General features: G+C 67.3%; 1 protein-coding gene. It reads left to right on the top strand.

Translation table 11 applies throughout. The features are described 5' to 3' along the window. A partial coding sequence (locus ACFPFQ_RS48265) for an IS5 family transposase (protein ID WP_379630064.1) occupies window positions 1-790 on the top strand: 790 nt, incomplete at both ends.

Raw genomic sequence — 790 nt, 5'->3', positions numbered from 1 at the left:
CTCAGTGGGCGTTGATCGAGCCGCTGTTGCCTGTTCCCGTCGCGTGTTTGGGTGGTCGACCGCCGGTGCATCCGCGCCGGCTGATCGTGGACACGATCTTGTATGTGCTGGTCAGCGGGTGTTCTTGGCGGATGGTTCCGCATGACCTCGCCCCGTGGAACACCGCCTACCAGTGGTTCGCCGACCGCACCGCGGACGGCACGTGGGCGCAGATCCACGAGGTGCTGCGTGACCGGGTCCGAGCCGCAGACGGCCGTGATCCGCAGCCCTCGGCCGCGGTGCTGGACTCGCAGTCGATCAAGTCCAGCGAGGGTGGCGAGCAGATCGGCTACGACGCCGGGAAGCGGGTGCGGGGCCGCAAGCGGCATCTGCTGGTCGACACCATCGGGTTGATGCTGGTCGGGCTGGTGCACTCGGCGTCGGTGCAGGACCGGGCCGGGGCGAAACGGGTGCTGGGCGGTATCCGGGCCCGGTACCCGCTGCTGGGCTTGGTGTGGGTCGATGGCGGCTACGTCAACTCCGTCGATGCTGGACTGGTCGGGTGGGCCCGGGACACCGAGGGCATCGAGATCGTGGCCGTTCCGCGCAATGCGGACGTGAAAGGGTTCCAAGTACTGCCCCGCCGGTGGGTGGTGGAACGAACTTTCGGCTGGTTGACGAGGTGTAGACGATTGGCACGGGACTACGAGCGCAAGACCGCTCATGCTGAGGCGATGATCCAGGTCGCGATGATCCGGCTGATGGCCGCACGGTTGGCCGGTGAGGACATCGATCCGCACGGCCCGATCGA

Source organism: Pseudonocardia sp. GCM10023141 (assembly GCF_042653605.1).
The sequence above is the reverse complement of the archived record's forward strand: the minus strand, read 5'-3'. Positions and strand labels throughout refer to the sequence as shown.